Annotated in this window: 23 protein-coding genes and 1 pseudogene; 21 read left to right on the forward strand and 3 right to left on the reverse strand. The window is 62.9% G+C overall.

Annotation, left to right across the window (positions count from 1 at the left end; genetic code table 11):
* The first annotated feature begins 151 nt into the window (after nt 1-151).
* The 10 genes from NPS46_RS12650 (at nt 152) to NPS46_RS12695 (ending at nt 12,953) form a co-directional block, all read left to right on the forward strand.
* A complete protein-coding gene (locus tag NPS46_RS12650; protein WP_274107595.1) occupies nt 152-2,371 on the forward strand; it encodes a primosomal protein N' in 2,220 nt (739 codons plus the stop codon).
* 129 nt (nt 2,372-2,500) lie between these two features.
* Complete coding sequence (gene argS / locus NPS46_RS12655; protein WP_274107597.1) at nt 2,501-4,237, forward strand: arginine--tRNA ligase; 1,737 nt, start codon at nt 2,501-2,503, stop codon at nt 4,235-4,237.
* Nucleotide 4,238: 1 nt separating this feature from the next.
* The gene (locus tag NPS46_RS12660; RefSeq protein ID WP_274107599.1) at nt 4,239-4,937 is read left to right on the forward strand and encodes an SPOR domain-containing protein; all 699 of its coding nucleotides are present in this window, start codon (nt 4,239-4,241) and stop codon (nt 4,935-4,937) included.
* Nucleotides 4,938-5,135: 198 nt separating this feature from the next.
* The gene (gene hslV, locus NPS46_RS12665) at nt 5,136-5,666 is read left to right on the forward strand and encodes an ATP-dependent protease subunit HslV (RefSeq protein ID WP_274107601.1); all 531 of its coding nucleotides are present in this window, start codon (nt 5,136-5,138) and stop codon (nt 5,664-5,666) included.
* A gap of 57 nt (nt 5,667-5,723) precedes the next feature.
* Entirely contained in the window at nt 5,724-7,061 is a 1,338-nt protein-coding gene (gene hslU / locus NPS46_RS12670) for an ATP-dependent protease ATPase subunit HslU (RefSeq protein WP_274107603.1), read from the forward strand.
* A 45-nt stretch (nt 7,062-7,106) separates the two neighbouring features.
* A complete protein-coding gene (locus NPS46_RS12675; RefSeq protein WP_274107605.1) occupies nt 7,107-7,490 on the forward strand; it encodes a DUF971 domain-containing protein in 384 nt (127 codons plus the stop codon).
* 338 nt (nt 7,491-7,828) lie between these two features.
* The gene (phaC, locus tag NPS46_RS12680; RefSeq protein WP_274107607.1) at nt 7,829-9,508 is read left to right on the forward strand and encodes a class II poly(R)-hydroxyalkanoic acid synthase; all 1,680 of its coding nucleotides are present in this window, start codon (nt 7,829-7,831) and stop codon (nt 9,506-9,508) included.
* 133 nt (nt 9,509-9,641) lie between these two features.
* Nucleotides 9,642-10,499, forward strand: coding sequence for a poly(3-hydroxyalkanoate) depolymerase (phaZ, locus tag NPS46_RS12685; RefSeq protein WP_274107609.1), 858 nt, complete (start codon nt 9,642-9,644; stop codon nt 10,497-10,499).
* 110 nt (nt 10,500-10,609) lie between these two features.
* Nucleotides 10,610-12,292, forward strand: coding sequence for a class II poly(R)-hydroxyalkanoic acid synthase (phaC, locus tag NPS46_RS12690; RefSeq protein ID WP_274107611.1), 1,683 nt, complete (start codon nt 10,610-10,612; stop codon nt 12,290-12,292).
* A 40-nt stretch (nt 12,293-12,332) separates the two neighbouring features.
* Entirely contained in the window at nt 12,333-12,953 is a 621-nt protein-coding gene (locus NPS46_RS12695; RefSeq protein WP_274107613.1) for a TetR/AcrR family transcriptional regulator, read from the forward strand.
* A gap of 66 nt (nt 12,954-13,019) precedes the next feature.
* Here NPS46_RS12695 and NPS46_RS12700 read toward each other — a convergent pair whose 3' ends face one another.
* The 3 genes from NPS46_RS12700 to NPS46_RS12710 all read right to left on the reverse strand — a co-directional run bounded on the left by NPS46_RS12700 (nt 13,020) and on the right by NPS46_RS12710 (nt 14,706).
* Nucleotides 13,020-13,877, reverse strand: a complete 858-nt coding sequence (locus NPS46_RS12700) for a phasin family protein (RefSeq protein ID WP_274107615.1) — start codon at nt 13,875-13,877, stop codon at nt 13,020-13,022.
* Nucleotides 13,878-13,887: 10 nt separating this feature from the next.
* Nucleotides 13,888-14,310 carry a phasin family protein gene (locus tag NPS46_RS12705; RefSeq protein WP_274107617.1) on the reverse strand — a complete coding sequence of 141 codons (423 nt, stop codon included), beginning with the start codon at nt 14,308-14,310 and terminating at the stop codon, nt 13,888-13,890.
* 120 nt (nt 14,311-14,430) lie between these two features.
* On the reverse strand, nt 14,431-14,706 hold the full coding sequence (locus NPS46_RS12710; protein ID WP_274107619.1) for a polyhydroxyalkanoic acid system family protein: 276 nt from the start codon (nt 14,704-14,706) through the stop codon (nt 14,431-14,433).
* 157 nt (nt 14,707-14,863) lie between these two features.
* On the opposite strand from NPS46_RS12710, the gene ubiE reads away from it, so the two are divergent.
* The 11 genes and pseudogenes from ubiE to NPS46_RS25365 all read left to right on the forward strand — a co-directional run bounded on the left by ubiE (nt 14,864) and on the right by NPS46_RS25365 (nt 22,920).
* Nucleotides 14,864-15,634 carry a bifunctional demethylmenaquinone methyltransferase/2-methoxy-6-polyprenyl-1,4-benzoquinol methylase UbiE gene (gene ubiE, locus NPS46_RS12715; RefSeq protein WP_274107620.1) on the forward strand — a complete coding sequence of 257 codons (771 nt, stop codon included), beginning with the start codon at nt 14,864-14,866 and terminating at the stop codon, nt 15,632-15,634.
* The gene (locus tag NPS46_RS12720; protein ID WP_274107622.1) at nt 15,634-16,257 is read left to right on the forward strand and encodes a ubiquinone biosynthesis accessory factor UbiJ; all 624 of its coding nucleotides are present in this window, start codon (nt 15,634-15,636) and stop codon (nt 16,255-16,257) included. The genes ubiE and NPS46_RS12720 overlap by 1 nt, the downstream gene beginning before the upstream one ends.
* Nucleotides 16,254-17,858, forward strand: coding sequence for a ubiquinone biosynthesis regulatory protein kinase UbiB (gene ubiB, locus NPS46_RS12725; RefSeq protein ID WP_274107624.1), 1,605 nt, complete (start codon nt 16,254-16,256; stop codon nt 17,856-17,858). The genes NPS46_RS12720 and ubiB overlap by 4 nt, the downstream gene beginning before the upstream one ends.
* Before the next feature lie 78 nt (nt 17,859-17,936).
* Nucleotides 17,937-18,329 (forward strand): phosphoribosyl-AMP cyclohydrolase, encoded by a 393-nt coding sequence (gene hisI / locus NPS46_RS12730; RefSeq protein ID WP_274107626.1) that lies wholly within the window; start codon nt 17,937-17,939, stop codon nt 18,327-18,329.
* Nucleotides 18,330-18,331: 2 nt separating this feature from the next.
* Nucleotides 18,332-18,664, forward strand: a complete 333-nt coding sequence (locus tag NPS46_RS12735; protein ID WP_274107629.1) for a phosphoribosyl-ATP diphosphatase — start codon at nt 18,332-18,334, stop codon at nt 18,662-18,664.
* 27 nt (nt 18,665-18,691) lie between these two features.
* Complete coding sequence (locus NPS46_RS12740; RefSeq protein WP_274107631.1) at nt 18,692-18,970, forward strand: twin-arginine translocase TatA/TatE family subunit; 279 nt, start codon at nt 18,692-18,694, stop codon at nt 18,968-18,970.
* A gap of 10 nt (nt 18,971-18,980) precedes the next feature.
* Nucleotides 18,981-19,412, forward strand: a complete 432-nt coding sequence (gene tatB, locus NPS46_RS12745; protein WP_274107633.1) for a Sec-independent protein translocase protein TatB — start codon at nt 18,981-18,983, stop codon at nt 19,410-19,412.
* Complete coding sequence (tatC, locus tag NPS46_RS12750) at nt 19,409-20,200, forward strand: twin-arginine translocase subunit TatC (protein ID WP_274107635.1); 792 nt, start codon at nt 19,409-19,411, stop codon at nt 20,198-20,200. Before tatB ends, tatC begins: the two co-directional genes overlap by 4 nt.
* A complete protein-coding gene (locus tag NPS46_RS12755) occupies nt 20,197-20,904 on the forward strand; it encodes a 16S rRNA (uracil(1498)-N(3))-methyltransferase (RefSeq protein WP_274107636.1) in 708 nt (235 codons plus the stop codon). The genes tatC and NPS46_RS12755 overlap by 4 nt, the downstream gene beginning before the upstream one ends.
* A gap of 99 nt (nt 20,905-21,003) precedes the next feature.
* A pseudogene (locus tag NPS46_RS25360) lies at nt 21,004-22,065 on the forward strand (methyl-accepting chemotaxis protein); the annotation flags it as partial.
* Between the two features lie 141 nt (nt 22,066-22,206).
* Nucleotides 22,207-22,920 (forward strand): methyl-accepting chemotaxis protein, encoded by a 714-nt coding sequence (locus NPS46_RS25365; RefSeq protein ID WP_425312738.1) that lies wholly within the window; start codon nt 22,207-22,209, stop codon nt 22,918-22,920.
* Nucleotide 22,921: the final 1 nt, after the last annotated feature.

Raw genomic sequence — 22,921 nt, forward strand, 5'->3', positions numbered from 1 at the left:
CTAGCGTGCCGCCGCCCAACACTATTGTTGAACACCGCACGAAATTTGGCCGGGAATAATACCAGACCGCAATAAGGACGCAAGCTGTCCCGCAGACCGACCGTCTGCTAGGCTCGCCCCTCTTTCCTACACTCCACCCGAGACCCCACGCGTGCCCGACGCCATCCTGCGCCTCGCCCTGCCCTCGCCGCTGCGCCGCCTGTTCGACTACCGGGCGCCTGCCGGCGTACCGCGCAGTGCGCTCCAGCCGGGCATGCGGGTGCGGGTGCCTTTTGGCCGCCGGGAGATGATCGGCATTTTGGTGGAAGTTACCGATCACAGCGAAGTCCCGGCAGACAAGCTACGCCCCGCCCTGGCACTGCTCGACACCCATGCGCCACTGCCCGAATCGCTGTTCAAGCTATGCCTGTGGACCTCCCAGTACTATCAGCACAGCCTGGGCGACACCTTGAGCTGGGCCTTGCCGGTCCTGCTGCGCCAGGGCGAACCGGCCGAAGTCCGCCAGGAGCGCTTCTGGCAGATTGCCCCCGGCGCCCGCCTTGACGACCCGCGCATCGCCCGCGCACCGCGCCAGCGCGAAGCCTTGGCGACCCTGGCCCAGCACCCGCATGGTGTTGCCCATCAGCTCTTGAGCAAACTGATGCTGAGCAAGGACAGCCTCGACCTGCTGCTGGCCAAGGAACTGGTTCAGGTGCAGGTACGCCGGCACGCCCCGAGCGCACGCCATGAACACTGGCTGGCGCAGCCCGAGTTGCCGCTCAACCCGGAACAGCGTGCGGCATTCGAGGCCATCCGGGGCGATCTCGAGCATTTCCACGCCTTTCTCCTGGCCGGCGTAACGGGCAGCGGCAAGACCGAGGTCTATCTACAACTGATCCGCGAAACCCTGGAGGCCGGCAAGCAGGCACTGGTACTGATCCCTGAGATCAACCTCGGCCCTCAGACCCTGGCGCGCTTCGAGCAGCGTTTCAATGCGCGGATTGCCCTGCTGCACTCAGCGGTCAACGACCGTGAGCGACTCGACGCCTGGCTGGCCGCCCGCGACGGCGAGGCCGACATTATTATCGGCACCCGCTCGGCGCTGTTCACCCCGATGAAGAATCCGGGCCTGATCATCATCGACGAGGAGCACGACGGCTCCTATAAACAGCAAGAAGGCCTGCGCTATCACGCCCGCGACCTCGCGCTGGTACGTGCTCGCCAGGAAAACATCCCCATTGTCCTGGGCTCGGCCACGCCGTCCCTGGAAAGCCTGCACAACGCCTACACCGGCCGCTACGGTCTGCTGCGCCTGAACCAGCGCGCCGGCGGTGCCCAACAGCCACGTTTTCTGCGTCTGGATGTAAAAAGCCGGCCCCTGGACAGCGGCATCAGCGGCCCCATGCAACAAGCCATCGGCCAGACCCTGGCCGCCGGGCAGCAGGTCCTGGTGTTTCTCAACCGCCGCGGCTTTGCGCCGACCCTGCTGTGCCATGACTGCGGATGGATGTCGGAATGCAATCGTTGCGACGCGCGCATGACCGTGCACCAACGTTCCGGCGAGCTGCGCTGCCATCACTGCGGCCATGTCGAGCGCGTGCCCCGACACTGCCCGCAGTGCGCCAAGGTCGACCTGCGCCCGGTCGGCGCCGGCACCGAACGCGCCGAAGAGCGCCTGGGCATCCTGTTTCCTGACTACCCGGTCTTGCGGGTCGATCGCGACAGCACCTCGCGCAAGGACGCCATGAATCAGTTGTTCGCCACGATCCAGAAAGGCCAGCCGTGCATCCTGGTCGGCACCCAGATGCTCGCCAAGGGCCATCACTTCCCTCGCGTGACCCTGGTTTCGATCCTCGATGCCGATGGCGGGCTGTTTTCCGGAGATTTCCGCGCCAGCGAGCGGATGGCCCAGTTGATCGTCCAGGTCGCCGGGCGCGCCGGACGCGCCGAAGAGCCGGGCAAAGTGATCATCCAGACCCACCTGGCCGATCACCCGCTGCTGGTGCAATTGACCGAACAAGGCTACTTCGCCTTTGCCGAGCAAGCCCTGAGCGAACGCCGCGCCGCTGGCCTGCCACCCTTTGCCCACCTGGCCCTGCTCCGGGCCGAAGCGCACAAGCCGGGCCAGGCCGAAGCCTTTCTCGACGAGGCCTGCAGCGAAGCCGAGCGCCTGCTGGGCGAACATCACCTGGGCGGCATCGAATTGCTCGGCCCCGTCCCGGCGCCCATGGAGCGGCGTGCCGGCCGCTATCGCGCCCAGTTGCTGCTCCAGGCCAATGCCCGCGCGCCGCTGCATCGACTGCTCAGCCAGTGGCTGCTGGTGCTGGAACAGATGCCGAGTGGCCGACAGGTTCGCTGGTCGCTGGATGTCGACCCCGTCGACCTGTATTGACACCACGGGCGACTACAATGGGCCACAAGTCCGTAAGCGGTTGGCAAGCCCGCCCCGGCAACGGATAATGCCCAGTTTTTCCACCTGCGCATCGAAGCGCCGCCGCGCTTGCGGTCGAAAGAGAAGACCATGAAAGACACCATTCGCCAGTTGATCCAGCAAGCCCTCACCCAACTCGTCAGCGACGGTGTGTTGCCTGAAGGGCTGACGCCGGCGATCCAGGTGGAGAACGCCCGGGACAAAACCCACGGCGATTTCGCCAGCAATATCGCGATGATGCTGGCCAAGCCGGCTGGCATGAAGCCGCGCGACCTGGCCGAGAAAATCATCGCCGCCCTGCCGGCCGACGAACAGATCAGCAAGACCGAGATCGCCGGCCCCGGCTTCCTCAATTTTTTCCAGAACACCCAGGCCCTGGCCGCGCGTCTTGACGCCGCCCTGGCCGACCCGCAGATTGGCGTGCGCAAGAACGGCCCGGCCCAGCGCGTGGCCGTCGACCTGTCGGCCCCGAACCTGGCCAAGGAAATGCACGTGGGTCACCTGCGTTCAACCATCATTGGCGATGGCGTTTCGCGGGTGCTGGAGTTCCTCGGCGACACCGTGATCCGTCAGAACCACGTCGGCGACTGGGGTACCCAGTTCGGCATGCTGCTGGCCTACCTGCAAGAGAAGCCAACCGTCAGCGATGAGCTGTCCGACCTGGAAAACTTCTACCGCGCCGCCAAGAAGCGTTTCGACGAGTCCGAAGAGTTCGCCGACCGTGCCCGCGGCCTGGTGGTCAAGCTGCAGGCCGGTGACCCTGAATGCCTGGCCCTGTGGACCCGGTTCAAGGACATCTCGCTGTCCCACTGCCAGAAGATCTACGAGCAGTTGAACGTCAAGCTGACGCCCGCTGACGTCATGGGCGAAAGCGCCTACAACGACGACCTGGCCCAGGTGGTCAGCGACCTGAAGGCCAAGGGCCTGCTGGTCGAGAGCAATGGCGCCCAGTGTGTGTTCCTCGAAGAATTCAAGACTGCCGAAGGCACGCCGCTGCCGGTCATCGTGCAAAAGGCCGATGGCGGCTATCTGTACGCCACCAGCGACCTGGCCGCCGTGCGTTATCGCAGCAATGTGCTCAAGGCCGATCGCGCCCTGTACTTCGTCGACCAACGCCAGGCCCTCCACTTCCAGCAGGTATTTGAAGTGGCTCGCCGTGCCGGTTTCGTGACCAATGGCATGCAGATGGAACACATGGGCTTCGGCACCATGAACGGCGCCGATGGCCGCCCGTTCAAAACGCGTGATGGCGGCACCGTGAAACTGGTGGACCTGCTGAACGAAGCCGAAGAGCGCGCCTACAACCTGGTGAAGGAAAAAAACCCGCAACTGCCAGAAGACGAACTGCGGCGCATTGCCCGCGTCGTCGGCATTGGCGCGGTGAAGTACGCCGATCTGTCCAAGCACCGCACCAGCGACTACAGCTTCAACTTCGAGCAGATGCTGAACTTCGAAGGCAACACCGCGCCCTACTTGCTCTACGCCTACACCCGCGTGGCCGGGGTGTTCCGCAAACTGGGCAAGGACTTCAGTGAAGTCGAGGGCCAGATCGTACTCCAGGCGCCCCAGGAGCAGGAGCTGGCCGCCAAACTGGCGCAGTTCGGCGAAGTGCTGAACAGCGTTGGTGAGAAAGGCACGCCGCATACGTTGTGCGCTTACCTATATGACGTGGCCGGCCTGTTCTCCAGTTTCTACGAGAACTGCCCGATCCTGGGCGCCGAAGATCCGGCACAGCAACAAAGCCGCCTGCGCCTCGCTGCGCTGACCGGCCGCACGCTCAAGCAGGGCCTGGAACTGCTGGGCCTGGAAACCCTGGAGCGCATGTAAGTTGGCTGCCAAGAAAAAACCCGCACCCAAGCGCGGCGCCAGTCGCTACCAGGCCCCGGCCAAGCAACCGATCCCGGGCTGGCTGTGGCTGGTCATCGGCCTGACGGTCGGGGCCTTTATCGTGTTCTTGATGAAGCTTGAGCCCGGCAAGGGCGATGACGTCAAGCGGGTCAAGCAGGAGCAACAGAAGGCCAGCAAGATCGCCGAAGCAAACAAGACACCACCCAGCCCTACCCAGCCGGTCAAGCCCAAGTACGACTTCTACACCCTGCTGCCCGAATCAGAAGTCATCGTGCCGCCCGAGGCCGTGCCGGAGAAAACCCTGCCGACCCCGCAAACCGCGCCGGTTGCTCCGGTAACGCCGGCCGAAGCCGCGAAGATCGACACCGCGCGCGCGCAGGCGGCGCTCAGCGGCATCACCCCGCCACCGCCCCCTCCGGTGGTCAAGCCGGCGGCCGTAACCCAGTTTTTCCTACAGGCTGGCTCGTTCCGCAAGGAAGCTGACGCCGACAAGGTCCGGGCGCAGATCATCCTGCTGGGCCAGGCGGTTTCGGTTGAGTCCGGCACCGTACGCGACGAAACCTGGTACCGGGTTCTGGTAGGACCGTTCAGCAACCGTGAACAGCTCACCAGCGCGCAGAAACAGCTGGCGGGCAGCGGTTTCAGCAATCTATTGCTGCAACAACGCCAAAGCCGTTGATGCGAGGCCGATGCGCCCGGGAAACGGGCGCGTCGGGTATGGCGCTATCGCGCTGATCTTCGCAATTTTTCCCACAGATAATCTCTACACTTCCCGACACCACTCGTCCCACATTTCCTGGCAAGGTTGAAAAACCTTCCTGCACCCCCATATGAGTCTGCATCAGGCATTTTCGCCCCGCTGCGTGGAGACTTACCCTTGACCACCATCGTTTCAGTTCGCCGCCACGGCAAAGTCGTCATGGGTGGCGACGGCCAGGTTTCCCTGGGCAACACCGTTATGAAAGGCAACGCGAAAAAAGTCCGGCGCCTCTACCACGGCCAGGTGATCGCCGGTTTCGCCGGTGCTACCGCCGACGCCTTTACCCTGTTCGAGCGTTTTGAAGCCCAGCTGGAAAAACACCAGGGGCATCTGGTCCGCGCGGCCGTTGAGCTGGCCAAGGAATGGCGTACCGACCGTTCCCTGAGCCGCCTGGAAGCCATGCTGGCCGTGGCCAACAAGGACGCTTCGCTGATCATCACCGGCAACGGTGACGTGGTCGAACCCGAAGACGGCCTGATTGCCATGGGTTCCGGCGGCGCCTTCGCCCAGGCAGCCGCACGCGCCCTGCTGATGAAAACCGACCTGTCGGCTCGGGAAATCGCGGAAACCGCGCTGGGCATTGCCGGCGACATTTGTGTATTCACCAACCACAACGTCACTATCGAGGAGCAGGACCTCGCGGAGTAAGCCACGCGCACGCCCATGGCACGCGCTGCTACTGACCGCTTGAGGACCGCACATATTATGTCCATGACACCCCGTGAAATTGTCCACGAACTGAACCGCCACATCATCGGCCAGGACGACGCCAAGCGCGCCGTCGCCATTGCCCTGCGCAACCGCTGGCGGCGCATGCAGCTCCCCGAGGAGCTGCGTGTTGAAGTGACGCCAAAGAACATCCTGATGATCGGCCCGACCGGTGTCGGCAAAACCGAAATCGCCCGCCGCCTGGCCAAGCTGGCCAACGCGCCATTTATCAAGGTCGAAGCCACTAAGTTCACCGAGGTCGGCTATGTCGGCCGCGACGTCGAGTCGATCATTCGCGACCTGGCGGATGCCGCGATCAAGCTGTTGCGCGAGCAGGAGATGGTCAAGGTGCGCCACCGCGCCGAAGACGCCGCCGAAGAGCGCATCCTTGACGCCCTGCTGCCACCGGCCCGCGCCGGCTTCAACGACGACCCGGTGCCGAGCAGCGACTCCAACACCCGCCAACTGTTCCGCAAGCGCCTGCGTGAAGGCCAGTTGGACGACAAGGAAATCGAGATCGAAGTGGCCGAGGTCGTGGGCGTCGATATCTCCGCGCCGCCCGGCATGGAAGAGATGACCAACCAGCTGCAGAACCTCTTCGCCAACATGGGCAAGGGCAAGCGCAAGAGCCGCAAGCTCAAGGTCAAGGAAGCGCTCAAGCTGGTGCGCGACGAAGAAGCCGGACGCCTGGTCAATGAAGAAGAGTTGAAGGCCAAGGCCCTCGAAGCAGTCGAGCAGCACGGCATCGTGTTTATCGACGAGATCGACAAGGTGGCCAAGCGCGGCAATGTCGGAGGCGCCGATGTATCCCGCGAAGGTGTACAGCGCGACCTGCTGCCACTGATCGAAGGCTGCACCGTCAACACCAAGCTGGGCATGGTCAAGACCGACCACATTCTGTTTATCGCTTCCGGCGCGTTCCACCTGAGCAAGCCGAGCGACCTGGTGCCCGAGCTGCAAGGTCGGCTGCCGATCCGCGTCGAACTCAAGGCCCTGAGCCCGGAAGACTTCGAGCGTATCCTCAGCGAACCGCACGCTTCGCTGACCGAGCAGTATCGCGAGTTGCTCAAGACTGAAGGCCTGGCCATCGAGTTCCTGCCCGACGGTATCAAGCGCCTGGCGGAGATCGCCTGGCAGGTCAACGAGAAGACCGAGAACATCGGTGCCCGTCGCCTGCACACCCTGCTCGAGCGCCTGCTCGAAGAGGTGTCGTTCAGTGCCGGTGACCTGGCCAGCGCCCACAGCGCGGAGCCGATTCGCATCGACGCCGAATACGTCAACAGCCACCTGGGCGAATTGGCGCAGAACGAAGACCTGTCCCGTTATATCCTCTAGACCACATTCTCTACTTGGCGGGGCCGTTCGCGGCCCCGAACCGCTATGACCACAACCCGCATGCCCACCGCCATCGAGCTGCACAAAGCCTCGAAGACCCTGACCCTCAAGTACGGCCCGGACGAGGTCTACCATCTACCTGCGGAATTTCTACGGGTGCACTCGCCTTCAGCCGAGGTCCAAGGCCATGGCAACCCCATCCTGCAATTCGGCAAGCTGAACGTCGGCCTGGACCGGATCGAACCGGCTGGCCAGTACGCACTGAAACTGACCTTCGACGACGGTCATGACAGTGGATTGTTCACCTGGGACTACCTCTACCAACTGGCGCAACGCCAGGATGCGCTATGGGCCGATTACCTGGCTGAACTGCGCAATGCCGGAAAATCCCGCGACCCGAGCGAGTCCGTCGTCAGGCTGATGCTCTAGCCTGCGGCTCTCGCTGTTTAGAGCGCATTTTCTAATTCTATTTGCTTGAATGCCTTGCGCAGCGGCCACTGGAGGGCTCGCTTGCGGTTTCGTACAAAGTCGGGTAACCAATACAAATGGCAAGCTCCCTGCATTGATCGCGGGGTCTGGTTTGGTTGCGGGCGAAGTATGAGTAGGTAGGCTGTCTCAGGCACAGAATTACCGGCAATACTCGACGACGTTTCACCAGACCAGGGTACACAGGGTTGGTTATCACTGGTCACCCGAGCGAGTACCGGGCGCGCTGTGGATCACAGCGCTGGATCCGGTACTCGTCTCAGGACAATGGAGCGTCGTAGATGAGTAATAAGAATAACGATGACCTGCAGCGCCAAGCCTCGGAAAACACCCTGGGGTTGAATCCGGTCATTGGCTTGCGCCGTAAGGATCTGCTGACTTCTGCTCGAATGGTCCTGTCCCAGGCCATCAAACAACCCCTCCACAGTGTCAAGCATGTCGCCCATTTTGGCGTCGAACTCAAGAACGTGCTGCTGGGCAAATCGACCCTGCAGCCCGAGAGCGACGACCGGCGCTTTGCCGACCCGGCCTGGAGCCAGAACCCGCTCTATCGCCGCTACCTGCAAACCTACCTGGCCTGGCGCAAGGAACTCCACGACTGGATTGGCGACAGTAGCCTGTCGGAACAGGACATCAGCCGCGCCCATTTCGTCATCAACCTGATGACCGAGGCCATGGCCCCGACCAACAGCGCTGCCAACCCGGCAGCCGTCAAACGCTTCTTCGAGACCGGCGGCAAAAGCCTGCTCGATGGTCTTTCCCACCTGGCCAAGGACCTGGTCCACAACGGCGGCATGCCGAGCCAGGTCAATATGAACGCCTTTGAGGTCGGCAAGAACCTGGGCACCACCGAAGGCGCCGTGGTCTTTCGCAACGACGTACTGGAGCTGATCCAGTACGGCCCGATCACCGAGCAGGTACACGAGCGCCCGTTACTGGTGGTCCCGCCGCAGATCAACAAGTTCTATGTCTTTGACTTGAGCCCGGAAAAGAGCCTGGCGCGCTTCTGCCTGCGCAACCAGGTGCAGACCTTTATCGTCAGCTGGCGCAACCCGACCAAGGCCCAGCGCGAGTGGGGCCTGTCGACTTACATCGACGCCCTGAAGGAAGCCGTAGACGTCGTCACCGCGATCACCGGCAGCAAGGACATCAATATGCTCGGCGCCTGCTCCGGCGGCATTACCTGCACCGCCCTGCTCGGCCACTACGCGGCCCTGGGCGAGAAAAAGGTCAATGCCCTGACTTTGCTGGTCAGCGTGCTCGATACCACCCTCGACACCCAGGTCGCGCTGTTTGTCGACGAACAGACCCTCGAAGCCGCCAAGCGCCACAGCTACCAGGCCGGCGTGCTCGAAGGCAGCGACATGGCCAAGGTCTTTGCCTGGATGCGCCCCAATGACCTGATCTGGAACTACTGGGTCAACAACTACCTGCTCGGCAACGAACCACCGGTCTTCGACATTCTGTACTGGAATAACGACACCACCCGCCTGCCTGCCGCGTTCCACGGCGACCTGATCGAAATGTTCAAAAGCAACCCACTGGTCCGCGCCGACGCACTGGAAGTGTGCGGCACGCCGATCGACCTGAAAAAGGTCACCGCCGATATCTTCTCCCTGGCCGGCACCAACGATCACATCACGCCCTGGAAGTCCTGCTACAAGTCGGCCCAGCTGTTTGGTGGCAAGGTCGAATTCGTGCTGTCGAGCAGCGGGCATATCCAGAGCATCCTCAACCCGCCGGGCAACCCCAAGTCACGCTATATGACCAGCACCGAGATGCCGCTCAAGGCCGATGACTGGCAGGAAAACGCCTGTAAGCACACCGATTCCTGGTGGCTGCACTGGCAGGCCTGGCAGGCCGAGCGCTCGGGCAAGCTGAAGAAATCCCCGGCCGTGCTAGGCAGCAAGACCTATCCCGCCGCCGAGGCGGCACCGGGCACCTACGTCCACGAGCGTTGAACCGGGGCCCGCAGGACGCGGGCCTGTCACCGATCAGGAAATACGCTTCGCTCCCCTGCAGGAGCACGATGGCTTGGGCCCGGTCGCCGGGCGCTCGGCCCTGCAGCGGCAGTCAACCCCACAGGGCTCCGTGATGCCGCAACCGTATATCTTTCGCACCATCGATCTGGATGGCCAGACCATCCGCACCGCCGTGCGCCCGGGCAAGCCCCATCTAACGCCCCTGCTGATTTTCAATGGCATCGGCGCCAACCTGGAACTGGTCTTCCCCTTTATCCAGGCCCTGGACCCGGACCTGGAGGTCATTGCCTTCGATGTGCCGGGCGTCGGCGGTTCTTCCACGCCCAGCGTCCCCTATCGTTTCCCCGGGCTGGCCAAGCTGACCGCCCGCATGCTCGATTACCTCGACTACGGCCAGGTCAGTGTGATCGGCGTGTCCTGGGGCGGAGCGCTGGCCCAGCAGTTCGCCCATGACTACCCCGAGCGCTGCAAGAAACTGGTGTTGGCCGCGACCGCTGCCGGCGCGGTGATGGTGCCAGGCAAGCCCAAGGTGCTGCTGCTGATGGCCAGCCCACGGCGCTATATCCAGCCGTCCCACGTGATCCGTATCGCGCCGATGATCTACGGCGGCGCCTTTCGTCGCGACCCAAACCTCGCGGCCGAACACGCCAGCAAGGTCCGCTCGGCCGGCAAGATGGGCTACTACTGGCAGCTGTTCGCCGGGCTCGGCTGGACCAGCATTCACTGGCTGCACAAAATCCGCCAGCCGACGCTCGTGCTGGCCGGCGACGACGATCCACTGATCCCGTTGATCAATATGCGTCTGCTGGCCTGGCGGATTCCCAACGCCCAGCTACACATAATCGACGACGGACATTTATTTCTGATCACCCGGGCCGAAGCGGTTGCCCCGATCATCATGAAATTTCTCGAGGAAGAGCGGCAACGGGCGGTCATGCACCCCCAGCCCACGCAAATGCGCAGCTCCTGAATTACAACCGGCAATGGCAGGAAGCCATGCCGCGCTCCAGATACCCGCACGCCTCAGGGCTTGGCGCGGGCCGCAGATTGGCAGAGGGTTTGACGACGGAGTGTTGACTGATGCGAGACAAACCACTGCCGGGAGCCCTACCGAGCCCCGCGACCTTTATCAATGCCCAGAGCGCAATCACCGGCCTGCGTGGGCGCGACCTCTTCTCGACGTTGCGCAGCGTTGCCGCCCATGGCCTGCGCAACCCCTTGCACAGCGCCCGACACGCCCTGGCCCTGGGCGGCCAGTTGAGCCGGGTGCTGATCGGCGACACGCTGCACAAACCCAACCCCAATGACCCGCGCTTCGCCGATCCGGCCTGGCGCCTGAATCCGTTTTATCGACGCAGCCTGCAGGCCTACCTGAGTTGGCAGAAACAGATGAAGCACTGGATCGACGATAGCCAGATGAGCGACGACGATCGCGCCCGCGCGCACTTTGTCTTCACCCTGCTCAACGATGCCGTGGCGCCTTCCAACACCCTGCTCAACCCACTCGCGGTCAAGGAACTGTTCAATACGGGCGGCCAGAGCCTGATCCGTGGCATGAGCCATCTGCTCGATGACCTGCTGCACAACAACGGCCTGCCCAGCCAGGTGACCAAACAAGCCTTCGAAGTCGGCCAGACCGTGGCGACCACCCCAGGCGCGGTGGTGTTTCGCAACGAACTGCTGGAGCTGATGCAATACAAGCCGATGAGCGAAACCCAGTACGCCAAGCCGTTGCTGATCGTGCCGCCACAGATCAACAAGTACTACATCTTCGACTTGAGCCCGGCTAACAGCTTTGTCCAGTACGCCCTGAAAAACGGCCTGCAGGTGTTTATCGTCAGTTGGCGCAATCCCGATGCCCGCCACCGCGAGTGGGGGCTGTCGAGTTATGTCGAGGCGCTGGAGGAGGCCCTGAATGTCTGCCGCAGCATTACCGCCAGCCGCGAGGTCAACCTGATGGGCGCCTGCGCCGGCGGCCTGACCATCGCCGCCCTCCAGGGCCATTTGCAAGCCAAGCGCCAGCAGCGGCGAATCGCCAGCGCTACCTACCTGGTCAGCCTGCTCGATAGCCAGATGGACAGCCCGGCCATGCTGTTTGCCGATGAGCAGACCCTCGAAGCGGCCAAGCGCCGCTCCTACCAGCAAGGGGTGCTCGATGGCCGCGACATGGCCAAGGTCTTTGCCTGGATGCGCCCCAACGACCTGATCTGGAACTACTGGATCAACAACTATCTGCTCGGCAAGGAGCCGCCGGCGTTCGACATTCTCTACTGGAACAGCGACAGCACCCGACTCCCGGCGGCGCTGCATGGCGACCTGCTGGATTTTTTCAAATACAACCCGCTGACCCACCCCGGCGGCCTCGAGGTCTGCGGCACGCCCATCGACCTGCAAAAGGTCACGGTGGACAGCTTCAGCGTCGCCGGCTTCAACGACCACATCACGCCCTGGGACGCGGTCTATCGCTCGACCTTGCTGCTAGGCGGCGACAAGCGTTTTGTGCTGTCCAACAGCGGGCATATCCAGAGCATCCTCAACCCCCCAGGCAACCCGAAGGCCAACTATATCGAGAACCGCAAATTCAGCAGCGACCATCGCGCCTGGTACTACGATGCCCAGCATGTCGACGGCAGTTGGTGGCCCCAATGGCTGGCCTGGATCCAGGAACGCTCGGGGGCGCAGCGTGAAACCCTGATGACCTTGGGTAGCCAGAACTATCCCCCCATGGAGGCCGCACCCGGCACTTACGTGCGCGTGCGCTGAGGCGGCCTAGACCTGTGTTGTATCGACCTAAGAAGACTGGATGAAAACCCGCGACCGGATCCTCGAATGTGCCCTGCACCTGTTCAACCAGAAGGGCGAACCCAATGTCTCGACCATGGAGGTCGCCAATGAAATGGGGATCAGCCCGGGCAATCTCTACTACCACTTCCACGGCAAGGAGCCGCTGGTTCTCGGCCTGTTCGAACGCTTCCAGGGCGAACTGACACCCTTGCTCGATCCTCCGGCGGATGTGCAACTGGCCGCCGAGGACTACTGGCTGTTCCTGCACCTGATCGTCGAGCGCCTGGCCCATTACCGCTTCCTGTTCCAGGATCTGTCGAACTTGGCGGGGCGGTTACCCAAGCTGGCCCGGGGCATCCGCCAGTTGCTCAACGCCCTCAAGCGCACCCTGGCCTCACTGCTGGCGCGACTCAAGGCCCAGGGCCAAGTGGTTAGCGATACCCAGGCCCTGGGCCAATTGGTGGAACAGATCACCATGACGCTGCTGTTTTCCATGGACTACCAGCGCATTCTTGGCCGCCAGGGCGAGGTGCGGGTGGTGGTCTACCAGATCATGATGCTGACCGCCCCCCACCTGCTGCTCCAGGCGCGCCAGGCCACCGAACGCCTGGCCCTGCGCTATCTGGAAGATCACGGCTGAGCCAGCTGCCAGGCATAAAAAAACGCCCGACCTGCACAGGCCGGGCGTTTCTTTGAGGGCTGCGACTCAGGATTGAGTCGAAGGCGTCGATGCAGCTGGAACGGCGGGCGCAGCCGCCGCCGGTGTTGGCGCGGAGGCTGAATTGCCACTCGATACCGGTGCCGCAGCAGGCTTCGCCGCCGCTGCCGCCGGCTTGGCCGCCACGGGCTTCTTCGCCACCGGCTTCTTCGCCGCGGCCGGTTTTGCCGCAGGTTTGGCCGCTGTCGGCTTGGCAACGGCTTTCACTGCAGGTTTAGCCGCGACCGGCTTGGCTACCGCTTTGGCCGCAGGTTTGGCGGCAGCGGTTTTGGCCACGGGCTTGGCTGCAGGTTTGGCCGGGGCTTTTGCTGCAGGCTTCGCCGCAGGTTTGGCGGCGGTTTTCGCAGCCGGTTTGGCTGCGGCCTTGGCCAGTGGCTTGGCAGCAGCTTTGGCCGCTGGCTTGGCCGCCGCGGTTTTGGACACGGGCGTCACCGACGCGCCGGTCAGTTTCTCGATCTGCTTGGTCAGGGTGTCGACCTTGCTGTGCAGTGCCTTGACTTCATTGCGGCTCGGCACGCCCAGGCGCGAAATGGCGCTGTTCAAGCGCTTGTCGAATGCCTCTTCCAGCTCGCCCCATTTGCCCAGGGCACGGTCCTTGACTTCGCCGACACGCGAGGTCGCCGACTTAGCGCTCGCCTTGGCGGCATCAACCTGCTTGCCTACGGTACTCTTGGTCAGCTTCTCGGCCTTCTCGCCATCTTTAACCAGGGTGTCGAAGAGCTTGCTGCCGTCGGTATCGATCTTCGAGTACACGCCTAAACCCGCAAGCCAGATTTTACGGGAGTAGTCTTCGACTTTCCCGATCCACGAGCTGCTTTCTTTCTGAGTATTCTTTTTGCCAGCCATCCCGTTCTCCTTAGTGTTTACGCGCGACACGTTCGAGCAATGCCGTTAGCTCATCGAGCTTAGCAGAGAGAGTCTCCACGTCATGTTTAGACGCAAACCCGATGCGGTTCAAGGCACTGGCGACGCGCGCATCGAAGGCCTTCTCGACCTTGTCCAGTTGCACCTCGACTTTGCCCTTGACGCCGCTGACGCTGCTCTTGACGGTGTCGATCTGGCCGTTGGCGGCTTCGAGCTGCGCATCCAGCCGTTTTTTACCTTTGCTTTCAACGCCTTGACCGGTCTTGACGAGATCCTTGAAGTACTCGCTGCCTTCCTGGCCGACCTTGGCATAGGCACCCAGGCCCGCCAGCCAGATCTTGCGGGCGTAGACTTTTGCTTCAGTCAGAGCGCTGGACTGAACGTCGGCTTTTTTCTTCAGACTTACTTTGACCATGGTGCACCTCACGCGAAAACGATTAGAGGAACCGCCCGCACAATTGGGGCTTGAGCACAAAGTAATCAGAAAAATTAGAATGGACACCCTAACCCTTCGGGGATCCAGCCCGCCGTTGCGTCAGGTCAACGCCTTGTCCAGAGCCTTCTCGATTTCTGCCTTGATGGTGCCACTCATGGCCGACATCAAGAGGCCCAGCTCGACATTGACCCGGATCGACTGCTCGCCGATTTCCACCGCCCCGTTGACGCCCGAGCGCTTGAGCTTGACCGTATCGCCCGACCAGCGCGGTTCGAGGCCGTATTGGTCGGCCAGCTTGTTCACCAGCGTTTGGGCTTTCTCACGCGCACCAGCCAGGCCAAGGCTATGGGCACGCTCGACACTAATCCGGGCCATTGAATGACTCCTGTTCTGTGGGGTGAGGCGGGTAACCGCCGACGCTGCGCTGCGTCAATCGGTCCCGGCAGGCCACTATACTTAACATTGCGCCTTGCCAAGACAAAGCCGGCTACCGGCATTAGAATGGCGCGCATTCTCTTCTGGTGACAGCGATATGACTGATCAGCGCAAAGGCAGCGATGCCGAACCCACCACTCATTTCGGCTTCAAGAACGTGCCGGAAAGCCAAAAGGCGGAAAAAGTCGCTGAGGTTTTCCACTCGGTAGCCGCCAAGTACGACCTGATGAACGATGTCCTCTCCGGCGGCATGCACCGGCTGTGGAAGCGTTTCACCATCGAACTGTCCGGCGTGCGTACCGGTAACCGGGTACTGGATATCGCTGGCGGCACCGGAGACCTGACCCGTCGCTTCTCCCAACTGGTCGGCCCGACCGGCCAGGTCGTACTCGCCGATATCAATGCCTCCATGCTCAAGGTCGGGCGTGATCGCCTGCTCGACCTGGGCGTGGCCGGCAATGTCGAGTTCGTCCAGGCCGACGCGGAGAAACTGCCGTTCCCGGACAACCATTTCGACTGCGTGACCATCGCCTTCGGCCTGCGCAACGTGACCCACAAGGAAGACGCCCTGCGTTCGATGCTGCGCGTCCTCAAGCCGGGCGGCCGCCTGCTGGTGCTGGAGTTCTCCAAGCCGACCAATGCGCTGATGTCCAAGGTCTACGACGCCTATTCGTTCGCCTTCATGCCGCTGATGGGCAAGCTGATCACCAATGACTCGGAAAGCTATCGCTACCTCGCCGAGTCGATCCGCATGCACCCCAATCAGGAAACCCTGAAGTCGATGATGGTCGAGGCCGGTTTCGACCGCGTGACCTATCACAACATGACCTCCGGCATCGTCGCACTGCATCGCGGCATCAAGCCCTGATGTTGCTCAGCGGCCTGCTGGCCAGCGTCGAGCTGGGCATCAACCGGGTGCTGCGTCTGGACAGCACCGCTTTGGCGCGCCTGGCGCACCTGAGCGGCAAGGTGATCGAGGTCGATTGCAACAGCCCGGCCGTGCAGTTGTTTATCCTGCCCAGCGACGAAGGCCTGATGCTTGCCGCCCACTGGGAAAGCCCGGCCGACTGCACCCTGCGCGCACCGGCGAGCAGCCTGCTGCGCCTGGCCCTGAGCAAGGACAAGACCGCCGTACTGCATGGCCCCGAGGTCGAGCTGGACGGCAACAGCGCGGTGCTGCTCGACCTTGCCGCAGTGCTCCAGGACCTGGAGCTGGACTGGGAATACGAGCTGTCGCATTGGCTCGGCCCGGTGGCCACGCAATTGCTTGGCGGCCACCTGCGCAGCCGCGGGCGCTGGTATCGCCAGGGGCTCGAAAGCCTGAGCCAGAACCTGGGCGAATACCTCAGCGAAGAATCCCGGGCCCTGGTCGGCGAACGCGAAGCGCAAGCACGCTTTGCCGAACTCGACCGACTCAAACTCGATCTGGAACGGCTCGAGGCGCGTTTCGAACGCCTTGCCCGCTCCCATAACGCCAGCGATAACGCATGAAGCTGCTTGCCGTCCGCCGTCTGTTGCGCATCCAGCGCGTCGTGATCCGTTATCGCCTCGATGACCTGCTGTTCGCCCTGCCCCTGCCCTGGTTTCTCCTGGCGCTACGCTATGCGTTGCCCTGGCGCTGGTTCCCCCGCAAGACCCTGGACCTGAGCCGTGGCGCGCGCCTGCGTCTGGCCCTGCAGGACCTGGGGCCGATCTTTATCAAGTTCGGCCAGTTGCTTTCGACCCGCCGCGACCTGTTGCCCGAAGATATCGCCGACGAGTTGATGCTGCTGCAGGACCGCGTACCGCCGTTCGATTCGCAGCTGGCGGTCGAGCTGATCGAAGAGCAATTGGGTGCCCGGATCAGTGAGGTATTCAGCCGTTTCGATATTGAGCCGCTGGCCTCCGCCTCCGTCGCCCAGGTCCATGCCGCGCAACTCAAGAGCGGCGAAGAGGTAGTGGTCAAGGTCGTGCGCCCGGGGCTCAAGCCGGTGATCGCCCAGGACCTCGCCTGGCTGTTCATCCTCGCCCGCGCCGCCGAACGGTTGTCGGCCGATGCCCGCCTGCTGCACCCGGTGGACGTGGTCCAGGACTACGAAAAAACCATCTACGACGAACTCGACCTGCTGCGCGAAGCCGCCAATGCCAGCCAGCTCAAGCGCAATTTCGAAGGCTCGCCTCTGCTCTACGTCCCGCAGATCCACTGGGACTGGTGCCGTCCGAAAGTCCTGGTGATGGAGCGCATCTACGGGATCCAGGTCACCGACCTCGCGACCCTGGCCGACCAGCGCACCGATATGAAGATGCTGGCCGAGCGCGGCGTGGAGATTTTCTTCACCCAGGTCTTTCGCGACAGTTTCTTCCATGCCGACATGCACCCCGGCAATATTTTCGTCAGTACCGTACAGCCGTGGAGCCCGCAGTACATAGCCATCGACTGCGGCATCGTCGGCAGCCTGACGCCCGAGGACCAGGACTACCTGGCCCGCAACCTGTTCGCCTTCTTCAAGCGTGACTATCGCCGTGTGGCCCAACTGCATATCGACTCGGGCTGGGTGCCGGCGCAGACCAAGCTCAACGAATTCGAAGCGGCGATCCGCACGGTCTGCGAACCGATCTTCGAGAAGCCGCTCAAGGATATTTCCTTCGGTCAGGTGCTGATGCGCCTGTTCCAGACCGCCCGGCGCTTCAATATGGAAGTCCAGCCGCAACTGGTGCTGTTGCAAAAGACCCTGCTCAATATCGAAGGCCTCGGCCGCCAGCTGTACCCGGACCTGGATCTGTGGAACACCGCCCAGCCCTTCCTGGAGCGCTGGATGCGCGAACGCGTCAGCCCCAAGACTCTGCTGCAGAACCTGCAAGGCCAGGTCGAGCAACTGCCGCACCTGGCCAACATGACCCGCGACCTGCTGGAACGGCTGTCCCAGCCCCATGCCGCCGATCCACCGCCGCCCTGGCACCGCCGCAAGGACGACTGGTTCCTGCGGTTGCTCGGTGCGGTCCATCTGGGGGCCGGCGCCGTCCTGCTTGCCGGGGGGCCGCTGACGACCATCGGTCATTGGCCCGCGGGTATCCTGCTGGCGGTAGGCCTGTATCTGGTCGTGCGCCGATAGCCAGTCGCGCCAGCGACTGGCAAACTGTTTATCCGCCGAGGTGCGACCATAGGGTCGACCCGGTTGTCGGAGTCGAAAATGAAAGACTGGCTGGACGAGATCAAATGGGACAGCGACGGCCTGGTGCCGGCAATCGCCCAGGACCACAAGACCGGGCGCGTGCTGATGATGGCCTGGATGAACCGCGAGGCGCTTGGCCTCACTGCCACCGAGAATCGAGCCATCTACTGGTCGCGCTCGCGCGGCAAACTGTGGCGCAAGGGCGAAGAGTCCGGACACGTGCAGAAATTGCATGAAATGCGCCTGGACTGTGACGGCGACGTTATCATCCTGATGGTCGAGCAGATCGGCGATATTGCCTGCCACACCGGCCGCCAGAGCTGCTTCTATCGCGTCTACGAAAACGGTGACTGGAAGACCGTCGACCCGGTGCTCAAGGATCCGCACGCGATCTACTCGGCAGGACACTGAACATGAATGACACACTCAATCGGCTGGCCCAGGTGCTCGAAGAGCGCAAGGGCGCGGCGGCCGATAGCTCCTATGTGGCGAGCCTGTACCACAAGGGCCTGAACAAGATTCTGGAGAAGGTCGGCGAAGAGTCGGTCGAAACCATCATCGCCGCCAAGGATGCGGTCGCCAGCGGCGATTGCAGCGACGTGATCTACGAAACCGCCGATTTGTGGTTCCACACTATGGTCATGCTCGCTCAACTGGGGCAGCATCCGCAGGCCGTGCTGGACGAGCTGGACCGCCGCTTTGGTTTGTCCGGGCATACCGAAAAGGCTTCGCGGCCAGGCGCCTAACCCTTTCCCAATAAGAGGAGCAGCAAGATGGGCATTTTTGACTGGAAACACTGGATCGTCATTCTGGTGGTCGTGGTACTGGTGTTCGGCACCAAGAAACTGAAAAACCTGGGCACCGATGTCGGTGAATCGATCAAGGGCTTTCGCAAGGCCATGAACGACGACGAGAAGCCTGCCGACCCGAGCGCTTCGACCCCGCCGCCAGCCGCTTCCGTCACGCCGGTCCAGCCGCAGGCCAGCGCACAGCCGCAGACCATCGACGTGCAGGCCCAGAAAGTCGAAGAGCCAATCCGCAAAGACTCGTGAGCACTGCCCCATGTTCGGTATCAGCTTCAGTGAACTGCTTCTTGTCGGCCTCGTCGCCCTGCTGGTGCTCGGCCCCGAGCGCCTGCCCGGTGCAGCGCGTACCGCGGGCCTGTGGGTCGGTCGGCTGAAACGCAGTTTCAACGCGATCAAGCAGGAAGTGGAGCGCGAAATCGGCGCTGACGAGATCCGTCGGCAGTTGCACAACGAGCACATCCTGTCGCTGGAGCAGGAGGCCCGCAAGATCCTCGCGCCGACCCAGCAGACACCGTCGACTTTCGAACCTGGCACCACGGCCCCCGAGCCACTGGCTGGCGCCGTGCCGTCCGATGCCGCCGCCAGCCCGGCCGCGCCAACGCCGGCGACTGCGCCCGCCACAACGCCGGAATCCCAGCCGAGCACTCCGGCTCCCCACGACCCTACACTGCCGCCGCGAGCCCCATGAGCGATATTCCGGAAAACGACCAGCACATGCCACTGGTCTCGCACCTGACCGAGCTGCGCACCCGCCTGCTGCGCTGCGTTGCAGCGATCTTCGTGATCTTCGCCGGGTTGTTCGCCTTTACCCAGCAGATCTACACCATCGTCTCCACGCCGCTGCGCGAGTACTTGCCGGTGGGCGCGACCATGATCGCCACCGACGTCGCCTCGCCGTTTCTCACGCCGCTGAAACTGACCATGATGGTGTCGCTGTTCCTGGCGATCCCGGTGATCCTGCACCAGATCTGGGGCTTTATCGCCCCCGGCCTCTACAAGCACGAGAAGCGCATCGCGGTGCCGCTGCTGGTCTCCAGCATCCTGCTGTTCTACACCGGCATGGCCTTTGCCTATTTCCTGGTGTTCCCGTTGATCTTCAAGTTCTTCGCCGCGGCCACCCCAGCCGGCGTCGAAATGATGACTGACATCACCAGCTACCTCGACTTCGTGATGACGCTGTTCTTTGCCTTCGGCGTGGCATTCGAGATCCCGGTGGCGGTGGTGCTGCTGGTCTGGATTGGCGTAGTCAACGTGCAGTACCTCAAGAAGATCCGCCCGTACGTGATCATCGGCTGCTTCGTGGTCGGCATGATCCTGACTCCGCCGGACATCTTCTCCCAGACCCTGCTGGCCATCCCGATGTGGCTGCTGTTCGAGATCGGTATCCTGTTCGGTAGCCTGATCAGCAAACGCGGCGACCACCCGGATGATCAACCGGTCGACAGCGACGCCCAGCCGCCAGCCCCCCTCGCGTGAACCTGCTACTGCTCGAAGAGGCCGACTTCATCGCGGCCGATCGCGTGATCCTGCGCGACCGGCGCCTGGTGCATATGCAGGAAGTCCACCGCGCCGAAGCCGGGGACAGCCTGCGCGTCGGACGCATCAATGGCCTGCTGGGCAGCGCCGAGCTCCTGCGCCTGGACAGCCATGAAGCCGAGCTGCGTGTCAGCTTCGATCGCCCGCCCGTGGCCAAGCTCCCCCTGACCCTGGTCCTGGCCCTACCACGCCCGAAAATGCTGCGCCGTATCTTCCAGACCGTCGCCACGCTGGGTGTGCCCCGGCTGGTGCTGGTCAACAGCTACCGGGTGGAAAAAAGCTTCTGGCAAACGCCCTTCCTGGAACCGGCGGCCATTCGCGAGCAGTTGATCCTCGGCCTTGAGCAGGCCCGCGACAGCGTGCTGCCCGAAGTCGTGATCGAAAAGCGCTTCAAGCCCTTTGTCGAGGATCGGCTGCCGGCCATGGTCGAAGGCACCCTCGGCCTGGTCGGTCACCCCGGCGACTATCCAGGCTGCCCCCGCGGCCTGGATCAGCCCGTAACCCTGGCCATCGGCCCGGAAGGCGGCTGGATCCCCTACGAGGTCGACCTGCTCGCCAAGGCCGGGCTGCAACCGGTGCAACTGGGCGAACGCATCCTTCGGGTCGAAACCGCGGTCACCGCACTCATTGCAAGACTATTCTAATTGATACCTTAAGTTTCAAGACTCCAAGCCGATGGTCTGGTGCAAGTGGCGAAATTGCCCGCACGTCCGCGCCTGTCCGTTTTAGGAGTCCCCCCTCTCATGTACCGCTGGTTAGCCAAAAGCCTAGGCAACGTTAGCGTCAATCTGAAACTCGGTATCGGCTTCAGCCTGGTGCTGTTACTGACCCTTCTGATCACGCTGACCGGTTGGCTGGGCCTGAACGCGGTCACTTCCCGGGGTGACAAGCTGGGCACCATCTCCAGCCTCAACGAGCTGACCAAGGACCTGCGGATTTCGCGCCTTGATTACGAAATGCACACCAGCGAACAAAGCATTGGCGCGGTCGGCGACCTGCTCGACAAACTCGACAATAGCCTGCAGGCCGCCCGCAAGCAGCTGACACACCCCGACAGCCTGGCCAAACTCGACCAACAAGTGGCGGCCATTGCCGAATATCGCCGGGCATTTGCCAACCTGCAGCGCGCCATGAAGAGCCGCGAAGCAGCCAGAAGCAATCTGATCGCCAGTGCCGAAAATGCCGTGGCACGGGTGGCAGAGGTCGAAGCGGCCCTGCTGCAAAGCGACAATCTTAGCCAGTACAACAGCGTGATCGAATTGAGCAAGTTGGTACAACTGGCCCGCTTTCAGGTGCGCGGGTACACCTTCAGCGGTAAGTCGGAGGCCGAGCAGCCCGCGCTGCAAGCCATCGACAACGCCCTGAACAATCTCGAGACACTGCCGAACCGTATCCCCACGCAGCATCTGGCCAACCTGCGCCAGGCCAGCGACTCGCTCAAGGAATACCGTAGCGCAGTCGGGGCCTTCAGCGGTGCCTTGAACGACACGGCGGCCACGCTCAAGCATATGGCCGAGCAAGGTGGCCTGTTGCTTGATCTGAGCAAGCAACTGACGGCCGAGCAGACCGCACTGCGTGATAGCGAATCGGCGCAGGCCAAAAGCTCGCTGGGCTTTGCCGCCCTGCTGGCCACGCTCTTCGGCGTGGTCGCTGCCTGGTCCATTACCCAGCAGATCGTCAACCCGCTGCGCCAGACCCTGGCCGTGGTCGAACGGGTCGCCTCGGGCGATCTGAGCCACGACCTGAACATCGAGCGACGCGACGAACTGGGCCAGTTGCAACAGGCCATGCAGCGCATGACCGTCAGCCTGCGTCAGTTGATCGGCGGGATCAGCGATGGGGTCACCCAGATCGCCAGCGCCGCCGAGGAACTCTCCGCCGTCACCGAGCAGACCAGCGCCGGCGTCAACAGTCAGAAGGTCGAGACCGACCAGGTCGCCACGGCCATGAACGAAATGACGGCCACCGTGCAGGAAGTCGCGCGTAACGCCGAAGAGGCCTCCGAGGCGGCGGTCGCGGCCGATCAGCAAGCCCATGAAGGCGACCGCGTCGTGGGCCAGGCCATTGCCCAGATCGAACGCCTGGCAGCGGAAGTCGGCCACTCCACCGAAGCCATGAGCCATCTCAAGCAGGAAAGCGACAAGATCGGCAGCGTGCTCGATGTCATCAAGTCGGTGGCCCAGCAGACCAACCTGCTGGCGCTCAACGCGGCCATCGAAGCGGCACGCGCCGGTGAGGCCGGCCGAGGCTTTGCCGTGGTGGCCGACGAGGTCCGCAGCCTGGCCCAGCGCACCCAGAAGTCCACGGAAGAAATCGAGGAGCTGATTGTCGGCCTGCAGAGCGGTACTCAGCAGGTGTCCACGATCATGGACAACAGCCGTACCCTGACCCAAAGCAGCGTCGAGCTGACCCGCAGCGCCGGCACCTCACTGGCGAGCATCACCCAGACCGTCTCGGCGATCCAGGCGATGAACCAGCAGATTGCCGCAGCCGCCGAGCAACAGAGCGCCGTCGCGGAAGAGATCAACCGCAGCGTGCTGAATGTGCGTGATGTGTCCGAACAGACCGCCGCCGCCAGCGAAGAGACCGCCGCGTCCAGCATCGAGCTGGCACGGCTGGGTACTCACCTGCAAACCCTGGTCACTCGCTTCAAGCTTTAAG

Origin of the sequence: Pseudomonas putida (genome assembly GCF_028682395.1) — a bacterium.
Classification (GTDB): domain Bacteria; phylum Pseudomonadota; class Gammaproteobacteria; order Pseudomonadales; family Pseudomonadaceae; genus Aquipseudomonas; species Aquipseudomonas putida_AB.

Excerpts from the sequence above, each read along its gene's own strand:
- argS (WP_274107597.1), top strand. The coding sequence starts at position 2,501 with ATGAAAGACACCATTCGCCAGTTGATCCAGCAAGCCCTCACCCAACTC.
- hslU (WP_274107603.1), top strand. The coding sequence starts at position 5,724 with ATGTCCATGACACCCCGTGAAATTGTCCACGAACTGAACCGCCACATC.
- NPS46_RS12675 (WP_274107605.1), top strand. The coding sequence starts at position 7,107 with ATGACCACAACCCGCATGCCCACCGCCATCGAGCTGCACAAAGCCTCG.
- phaC (WP_274107607.1), top strand. The coding sequence starts at position 7,829 with ATGAGTAATAAGAATAACGATGACCTGCAGCGCCAAGCCTCGGAAAAC.
- phaZ (WP_274107609.1), top strand. The coding sequence starts at position 9,642 with ATGCCGCAACCGTATATCTTTCGCACCATCGATCTGGATGGCCAGACC.
- phaC (WP_274107611.1), top strand. The coding sequence starts at position 10,610 with ATGCGAGACAAACCACTGCCGGGAGCCCTACCGAGCCCCGCGACCTTT.
- NPS46_RS12695 (WP_274107613.1), top strand. The coding sequence starts at position 12,333 with ATGAAAACCCGCGACCGGATCCTCGAATGTGCCCTGCACCTGTTCAAC.
- NPS46_RS12700 (WP_274107615.1), bottom strand. The coding sequence starts at position 13,877 with ATGGCTGGCAAAAAGAATACTCAGAAAGAAAGCAGCTCGTGGATCGGG.
- NPS46_RS12705 (WP_274107617.1), bottom strand. The coding sequence starts at position 14,310 with ATGGTCAAAGTAAGTCTGAAGAAAAAAGCCGACGTTCAGTCCAGCGCT.
- NPS46_RS12710 (WP_274107619.1), bottom strand. The coding sequence starts at position 14,706 with ATGGCCCGGATTAGTGTCGAGCGTGCCCATAGCCTTGGCCTGGCTGGT.
- ubiE (WP_274107620.1), top strand. The coding sequence starts at position 14,864 with ATGACTGATCAGCGCAAAGGCAGCGATGCCGAACCCACCACTCATTTC.
- NPS46_RS12720 (WP_274107622.1), top strand. The coding sequence starts at position 15,634 with ATGTTGCTCAGCGGCCTGCTGGCCAGCGTCGAGCTGGGCATCAACCGG.
- ubiB (WP_274107624.1), top strand. The coding sequence starts at position 16,254 with ATGAAGCTGCTTGCCGTCCGCCGTCTGTTGCGCATCCAGCGCGTCGTG.
- hisI (WP_274107626.1), top strand. The coding sequence starts at position 17,937 with ATGAAAGACTGGCTGGACGAGATCAAATGGGACAGCGACGGCCTGGTG.
- NPS46_RS12735 (WP_274107629.1), top strand. The coding sequence starts at position 18,332 with ATGAATGACACACTCAATCGGCTGGCCCAGGTGCTCGAAGAGCGCAAG.
- NPS46_RS12740 (WP_274107631.1), top strand. The coding sequence starts at position 18,692 with ATGGGCATTTTTGACTGGAAACACTGGATCGTCATTCTGGTGGTCGTG.
- tatB (WP_274107633.1), top strand. The coding sequence starts at position 18,981 with ATGTTCGGTATCAGCTTCAGTGAACTGCTTCTTGTCGGCCTCGTCGCC.
- tatC (WP_274107635.1), top strand. The coding sequence starts at position 19,409 with ATGAGCGATATTCCGGAAAACGACCAGCACATGCCACTGGTCTCGCAC.
- NPS46_RS25365 (WP_425312738.1), top strand. The coding sequence starts at position 22,207 with ATGAACGAAATGACGGCCACCGTGCAGGAAGTCGCGCGTAACGCCGAA.